Origin of the sequence: Pseudomonas sp. LM13 (genome assembly GCF_041381355.1) — a bacterium.
Classification (GTDB): domain Bacteria; phylum Pseudomonadota; class Gammaproteobacteria; order Pseudomonadales; family Pseudomonadaceae; genus Stutzerimonas; species Stutzerimonas frequens.
Genome location: NZ_JACBXH010000078.1, coordinates 1 through 5,983, shown reverse-complemented (window position 1 = coordinate 5,983; position 5,983 = coordinate 1). Strand labels below are relative to the sequence as shown.

General features: G+C 58.8%; 7 protein-coding genes. 6 read left to right on the top strand and 1 reads right to left on the bottom strand.

What is annotated here, in order from left to right:
* The 6 genes from HZR81_RS23025 to trpC form a co-directional block, all read left to right on the top strand.
* The coding region (locus tag HZR81_RS23025; RefSeq protein ID WP_500129352.1) for a VWA domain-containing protein at positions 1-761 on the top strand (761 nt) is incomplete at its 5' end.
* Between the two features lie 100 nt (positions 762-861).
* A complete protein-coding gene (locus HZR81_RS23020; RefSeq protein WP_500129351.1) occupies positions 862-1,515 on the top strand; it encodes a hypothetical protein in 654 nt (217 codons plus the stop codon).
* A gap of 172 nt (positions 1,516-1,687) precedes the next feature.
* A complete protein-coding gene (locus HZR81_RS23015) occupies positions 1,688-2,734 on the top strand; it encodes a helix-turn-helix transcriptional regulator (RefSeq protein ID WP_500129350.1) in 1,047 nt (348 codons plus the stop codon).
* 398 nt (positions 2,735-3,132) lie between these two features.
* The gene (locus HZR81_RS23010; RefSeq protein WP_063539671.1) at positions 3,133-3,726 is read left to right on the top strand and encodes an aminodeoxychorismate/anthranilate synthase component II; all 594 of its coding nucleotides are present in this window, start codon (positions 3,133-3,135) and stop codon (positions 3,724-3,726) included.
* Positions 3,726-4,772 (top strand): anthranilate phosphoribosyltransferase, encoded by a 1,047-nt coding sequence (trpD, locus tag HZR81_RS23005; protein WP_500129349.1) that lies wholly within the window; start codon positions 3,726-3,728, stop codon positions 4,770-4,772. Before HZR81_RS23010 ends, trpD begins: the two co-directional genes overlap by 1 nt.
* Positions 4,769-5,605 carry an indole-3-glycerol phosphate synthase TrpC gene (gene trpC, locus HZR81_RS23000; RefSeq protein WP_500129348.1) on the top strand — a complete coding sequence of 279 codons (837 nt, stop codon included), beginning with the start codon at positions 4,769-4,771 and terminating at the stop codon, positions 5,603-5,605. The genes trpD and trpC overlap by 4 nt, the downstream gene beginning before the upstream one ends.
* 43 nt (positions 5,606-5,648) lie before the next feature.
* On the opposite strand, the gene HZR81_RS22995 is transcribed toward trpC, so the two are convergent.
* Positions 5,649-5,983 (bottom strand): helix-turn-helix domain-containing protein (locus HZR81_RS22995; protein ID WP_500129347.1); only part of this gene is annotated, 335 nt, incomplete at its 5' end.

Genomic DNA, 5,983 nt, shown 5'->3' with positions numbered 1-5,983 from the left:
CGCTGGCAGCGCAGATGCAGCGCAACGCGAATATCAAGGAGCTGGCGCGCAAGTTGGGGCGCGATCATATTTCGGAAGAGCGCAAGCAAAAGACTCGTGTGCCGCAGGCCAGCCAAAGCGAGGTGTACGGCACCCACCGTAGTGGCGATGTGATGAGGATGCTGCCAAGCGAGTTGTTGAACCTCGAAGACGACACCTTGGAAACCCTTTTTTACGCCCGTCTGCTGGAGAAAAATCTGCTCACCTACCAATTGCAGGGAGTGACCTTCGTTGATGGCGAAGAAGCCACGCAAGAACACAAGCAAACCGGGCCCGTGGTTGCCTGTCTGGATACGTCCGGCAGTATGCAGGGCGAGCCGCTATTAAAAGCCAAGGCGCTTCTACTGGCCATCGCCAACATCTTGAAAGCCGAAGGACGCTCGCTGCATGTACTGCTGTTCGGTGCCAGCGGCGATATTCGTGAGTTTACGATGGAGGGAGGTAGCGAGGCTGCAGGACTGCTGGGCTTCCTGCAAAAAGGCTACGGCGGCGGCACCGATTTTGAGTCGCCGCTTAGGCGGGCCATGAGCATTATTGGTGAGCAGAGCACTTACAAAAAAGCTGATGTCCTAATGATTTCCGACGGTGACTGTAATGTCTCAGCAGAGTTCTCTGCGACATTGCGTGCCCAGAAATCGTTGCTGGATTGTTCCATTTATTCGGTGCTGTGTGCAGGCTCCCGTGTGGCCGATGCGTTCAGTGACGAGGTGGTGGTGCTATGAGTCGGGTGAGGCACCTTAGTGCGTTGTCGCGTTATCTGAACCTCGGTCGCCAGGCATGTGGCGAATCCTTTCTAGTCTCATTGTGCGTAGCCTTGACCTTATGACTTACGACACCTTGAAACAACGTCACCGTGCCCTGCGAGATGGTTATCCGGCCAGCCTTAACCTGCGTGTGCATCGTGCCCTGAGCTGGCTGAAGCGCTCGGAGATGGCTGACGATGATGACGGCCGTTTCATTTTTTTGTGGATTGCCTTTAACGCCGCCTATGCCTGCGAGATCGATGATCGATACGGGCTTTCAGAGCAGGCGACCTTTATGGGCTTTCTTGAGAAGCTCTGCGGACTTGATGGCGAAAAACGCATCGGCAGCCTGGTTTGGCAGGAGTTTGCCGGAAGTATTCGGGTACTGCTTGATACGCCTTTTGTGTTCCAGGGCTTTTGGGATTATCAGGCCGGGAAACTCACCGAAGATGAATGGCAGACACGTTTTGCCAAGGGTAAGAAAGTTGCTCAACTGGCACTGGCGGGCGGGAAAACACCGGCCCTGCTCGGCGTGGTGCTCAATCGTCTGTATACGCTGCGCAACCAGTTGATTCATGGCGGCGCCACTTGGAACGGTAAGGTCAATCGCAAGCAGCTGCGTGATTGCACGCAGCTGCTTGGAAAACTGCTGCCAGTCATTATCGAGTTGATGCTCGATCACCCTGAAGTTGAATGGGGACCAGCCTGTTATCCGGTGGTCGAGAGCATCTGATGGGTATCGCTTTGTCCTCATGCCCTGGAGAGCACTATGGCGTTCAGACCTCACCCGGTTGAGATCCGCTGTCCAGCCTGCGGATGGCGCAAAATATGGCGGCCGGCTTCTGACGCGCTTGAGCTCAGCGACTTTCCTCCTCTGTGCTGCCCGCGCTGCAACCACAGCGAGCTTGAGTCTCGAGCTGGTTGTGGTGCTTCAGGCGAGTGGGCGCGCCTTAAACAGTTATTGGCGAAAGGCTGAGCTGAACCCAATGCCCGGATCACATTCCTATGCGCTCGACAACGCGTTGCTGATCATCGAAATTCTGCGGCGCATCCCGCGGCGTACTTACACCACCAGCGTGCATCTTCACGAGCAGGTTGCGGCGGCCGGGTATCCGTGCAGCTTGCGCACTGTGCAGCGTCATTTGGATGCAATATGCAGCCGTTTTGCCATTGAGTGCGATACCCGTGGCAAACCTTATGGCTACCGCTGGATGGAGGGGGCCGAGGGGCTAAAGCTGCCGCTGCTCACTGCCAGTGAGGCCTTGTTGCTGCAATTGGCCAAAAGCCAGATTTCACAACTGTTGCCTGCGCGCACGCTTAGCAGCATGGCCCCGTTGTTTACCACAGCGCGCCGCGAGCTGGAGTCCACCTCGGCGTCAGGGATAGAACGACGCTGGCTGCAAAAGGTACAGCGAATCCCCGAGAGCCAGCCGCTGTTGGCACCGAAGGTTGCTCCTGCAGTTTTCGAAGCGGTAAGCGATGCGCTGTATCGGGAATGTAAGCTGCACATTCACTATCGCAATGCTCAAGGGCGCCGCAAGGCTGCCGTTGTCTGGCCGCTGGGCCTGGTCCAGCAGGGCGTGCGCCTTTATCTGGTCTGCCGCTTCGACGGCTACGACAACGAGCGCATTCTGGCCTTGCCACGCATCATGCAGGCCGAGGCCAGTATGGAGGTATTTCCCTGGCCGGCTGATTTCAATCTGGCGGACTACTGCAGTGGCGGGGATTTCGGAGTAAGCCGGGGCAGGGCAGTGCAGCTGCGTTTTCATATCGATAAAGCGTGCGGCCAGCATCTGCTGGAGTCGCCTCTTTCGGCCGACCAGCATGTAGCAGAACTTGGCGAGTGCTTTGAGATCACTGCGACTGTTGTGGAAACCGAGTTGCTGCTCCGCTGGCTGCGTGGCTGGGGCGATAAAATCAGCAGCGTGGAGATGATGTCATCGGCGCTATGAGGGATTGCTAACTCGCTAGTCTCTTACTGCTTTGCCGCCATCATCCTCGGTGAGCTGGGCTCTCGAGTAAAAAGAGTGTAGGGCCTCCCGTCGATGTAGTGATATTGCGCCTTATTGCGTGCTGGGCTACTGTGCCTCGATAGCAATGCGAGATTTCGTCGTGAATACCAGCAATACCCTCTTGATGCGCGTTATCAAGGCCCTCGCTCGTTGGCGCTGGCGCGCCTGACTTTCTCTTTGCCGGCTTGGCCGGTTCGTCCTTGTTCGTTCCTGTTCTCCTCGGCTACTAGTCGCATACCCCAGATCAACCGCAGCAAGATAAAAAGCGGGTATATATGAGGGTATCATTGGATGAATGGTTAATTTAAAGGCAGTAAAATCAAGAGGTTATGTTAGAAATGCTGCTGATGCTGGATAACTACGATTCCTTTACCTACAACGTCGTGCAATACCTGGGCGAGCTAGGTGCCGAGGTGAAGGTTGTACGCAACGACGAACTTAGCGTGGCCGAGATCGAAGCCTTGAAGCCCGAGCGCATCGTCGTATCGCCGGGCCCCTGTACACCGAATGAGGCCGGCGTATCGCTGGAACTGATCCGTCACTTCGCCGGCAAGTTGCCGATTCTCGGGGTCTGTCTTGGACACCAGAGCATCGGTCAGGCGTTCGGTGGCGATGTGGTTCGCGCTCGCCAGGCCATGCATGGCAAGACCAGCCCGGTGTTCCATCATGACCAGGGCGTCTTCGCCGGCCTGAACAACCCACTCAATGTCACCCGCTATCACTCGCTGGTGGTCAAGCGTGAAACCCTTCCGGACTGCCTGGAAGTCACCGCATGGACACAGCTGGACGATGGGGCGGTGGACGAGATCATGGGGCTGCGGCATCGGACGATGAACGTCGAAGGTGTGCAGTTCCATCCGGAGTCGATCCTCACTGAACAGGGGCATGAACTGTTCGCCAACTTTCTGAAGCAGACCGGAGGCATGCGCTGATGGATATCAAGGAAGCCCTCAACCGCATCGTCGGTCAGCTGGACCTGACCACCGAGGAAATGCAAGCGGTGATGCGCCAGATCATGACGGGGCAGTGCACTGACGCACAGATCGGCGCCTTCCTCATGGGCATGCGCATGAAGAGCGAGACTATCGACGAGATTGTCGGTGCGGTGCAGGTGATGCGCGAGCTGGCCGAGCCGGTGCGTTTCGCGACGGAAAAGCTGGTCGACACCTGTGGCACTGGCGGCGATGGGATGAATATCTTCAACGTCTCGACGGCGGCTTCCTTCGTTGTCGCTGCAGCGGGCGGCAAGGTGGCCAAGCACGGCAACCGCGCCGTATCCGGCAAGAGTGGCAGCGCCGATCTGCTCGAGGCGGCTGGGGTATATCTCGACCTCACCCCGGAGCAAGTGGCACGCAGCGTCGATACAGTGGGTGTCGGCTTCATGTTTGCGCCGGCCCACCATGGCGCGATGAAGCACGCCGCTGGGCCGCGGCGCGAGCTGGGTTTGCGTACCCTGTTCAATATCCTCGGGCCAATGGCCAATCCGGCCGGTGTGCGCCATCAGGTGCTCGGGGTGTTCAGCAACGCGCTGTGCCGACCGATGGCTGAGGTGCTGCTGCGCTTGGGCAGCAAGCATGTCCTGGTCGTCCATGCGCAGGACGGCCTGGACGAGATCAGCCTGGCTGCGCCCACTCATGTGGCCGAACTGAAGGATGGTCAGATTCACGAATACGACGTTCAGCCCGAGGATTTCGGCATCAAGAGCCAGAGCCTCATCGGCCTCAACGTCGAGGACGCCCAGGGCTCGCTGACCTTGATCCGCGATGCGCTGGGACGCCGGCAGAGCGAGAACGGGCAGAAGGCCGCCGACATGATCGTGCTCAACGCTGGCGCCGCACTCTATGCCGCAGATCTGGCAACCAGCCTCAAGCAAGGCGTGGAGATGGCGCACGATGCGCTTAGTACCGGGCTGGCGCGCGACAAGCTGGAGGAGCTGGTGTCCTTCACCGCAGTGTTCAAGCAGGAGAACAAGAAATGAGCGTGCCGACCGTGCTGGAAAAGATCATTGCGCGGAAGTTCGAGGAGGTTGCTGAACGCAGCCGACAGGTCGGGCTGAGCGATCTCGAGCAGCGTGCGAGGTTGGCCGATCCGGTGCGCGGGTTTGCCGCAGCGTTGGAGAAGCGTGTTCGCAGCAAGGAGGCTGCGGTGATCGCCGAAGTGAAAAAGGCGTCACCGAGCAAGGGCGTGATTCGAGAGCCATTCCTGCCGGCCGACATCGCCGCTAGCTATGAGGCAGGCGGTGCCACCTGCCTTTCCGTGCTGACCGACGTCGATTTCTTTCAGGGCGCAGACAGTTATCTGCAGCAGGCTCGTGCGGCCTGTTCGCTGCCGGTGATCCGCAAGGACTTCATGGTCGACCCCTATCAGGTCGTCGAGGCGCGAGCACTCGGGGCCGACTGCATTTTGTTGATCGTTGCGGCATTGGACGACGCACGCATGCATGAGCTGGCGGCGGTTGCCAAGGAGCAAGGGCTGGATGTGCTGGTGGAGGTACACGACGGCGATGAGCTGGAGCGAGCGTTGCACCTGGATACTCCGCTGGTGGGCATCAACAACCGAAACCTGCATACCTTCGAGGTCAGCCTCGAAACCACACTGGACCTGCTACCGCGGGTACCGAAGGACCGCCTGGTGATTACCGAGAGCGGCATTCTCAATCGTGCGGATGTCGAGCTGATGGAAATCAATCAGGTCTACGCGTTTCTGGTCGGTGAGGCCTTCATGCGTGCCGAACAGCCTGGGAGCGAACTGCAGCGCCTGTTCTTCCCTGATCGCGTGCGGGGGCGTGCCGCACCTGCCGATCCGGAATGACGCCTGCCTGCCTGCGTTGCGCAGGCAGGCGCTGTGGCCTCGGTCAGCGGGTGCCGAACACCACCATGGTCTTGCCTTTCACATAGACAAGACCTTGCGACTCCAGGCTCTTGAGCACTCGCCCGACCATTTCCCGGGAACAACCAACGATTCGGCCGATTTCCTGGCGGGTAATCTTGATCTGCATGCCGTCGGGATGAGTCATCGCATCCGGCTGTTTGCACAGATCGAGCAGCGTGCGCGCGACACGGCCGGTGACATCGAGGAATGCCAAATCGCCCACCTTGCGCGTGGTATTGCGTAGACGCTCGGCCATCTGGCTGCCGAGTGCGTAGAGGATATCCGGGTCTTGCTGGGTCAGCTCGCGGAACTTCGCAT